The 1,419-nt window shown below is 59.7% G+C and carries 1 protein-coding gene; it reads right to left on the reverse strand.

The features are described 5' to 3' along the window. Nucleotides 1-202 precede the first annotated feature (202 nt). Nucleotides 203-1,419: DNA polymerase I (polA, locus tag D8U60_RS24815; protein WP_130901166.1), on the reverse strand; the 1,217-nt coding region annotated here is incomplete at its 5' end.

A 1,419-nucleotide genomic window follows, 5' to 3' on the forward strand; every position in this document is an offset into this window, starting at 1 on the left:
CAGATATCTGCCAACACTTAACACAACATAGGAGCATCGAAGGGCTTCACCAGCCATTCAGTAGCTCTGAGTGTTCGATCGACAGATTAGTTCAGATTTTTTTCAAAAAGCTTTGGAATAGCCTCAAGCGCCTTTCGATCTAAGCCGGATTCCCGGCAGTTGCCGCGACGGTAGGTCGCGGCGACGGTTGCGCAACAATGACTCAGTGCGCCTCATCCCAGTTGTTGCCCACGCCGACTTCCACCAGCAGCGGCACATCCAGTTTCGCCGCTTCGCTCATGTGCGTACGAATTTCGGCGCTGACCTGCTCGACCAGATCCTCGCGAACCTCCAGCACCAGTTCGTCGTGCACTTGCAGGATGACCCGCGCGTCCAGACCCGACGTGGTCAGCCAGTTATCCACAGCCACCATGGCTTTCTTGATGATGTCCGCTGCCGTGCCCTGCATCGGCGCGTTGATCGCCGTGCGTTCAGCGGCGGCGCGTTCCTGCGGCTTGTTCGAGTTGATCTCCGGTAGGTAGAGGCGACGGCCGAAGAAAGTTTCGACGTAACCCTGATCCGCCGCCTGCGCGCGGGTGCGCTCCATGTATTCGCGCACGCCTGGATAACGAGCGAAGTAAGTGTCGATGTAAGCCTTGGCGGTCTTGGTGTCGACGCCGATGTCCTTGCCGAGCTTCTGCGCGCCCATGCCGTAGATCAGACCGAAGTTGATCGCCTTGGCGCTGCGGCGCTGGTCCGAGGTCACTTGATCAAGCTCGACCTTGAATACTTCGGCAGCGGTTGCAGTGTGCACGTCGAGATTGTTGCGGAAGGCGTTCATCAGGCCTTCGTCACGGGACAGGTGGGCCATGATCCGCAGTTCGATCTGCGAATAGTCCGCCGCCAGCAGTTTGTAGCCTTTGGGTGCGACGAACGCCTGACGAATGCGTCGGCCTTCGGCGGTGCGCACCGGAATGTTCTGCAGGTTCGGGTCACTGGAGGACAGGCGCCCGGTCGAAGCCACAGCCTGGTGATACGAGGTGTGGATGCGCCCGGTGCGCGGGTTGATCTGCTCCGGCAGGCGATCGGTGTAGGTGCTTTTCAGCTTGCTCATCGAGCGGTGCTCCATCAGCACCTTCGGCAAGCGGTGATCGTCTTCGGCGAGTTTCGCCAACACTTCTTCAGCGGTGGACGGCTGGCCTTTGGCGGTTTTCTTCAGCACCGGCAGGCCGAGCTTTTCATAAAGAATCACGCCCAGCTGCTTCGGCGAGCCGAGGTTGAATTCTTCCCCGGCGATTTCGAAGGCTTCACGCTCCAGCGCGACCATTTTGTTGCCCAGCTCGATGCTCTGAATGCCCAGCAACTCGGCATCGACGAACGCGCCCTGGCGTTCGATGCGCGCCAGCACCGGTACCAGCGGGATTTCGATGTCGGTCAGCA

Source organism: Pseudomonas sp. Sample_11, assembly GCF_004307505.1.
Classification (GTDB): Bacteria; Pseudomonadota; Gammaproteobacteria; order Pseudomonadales; family Pseudomonadaceae; genus Aquipseudomonas; species Aquipseudomonas atacamensis.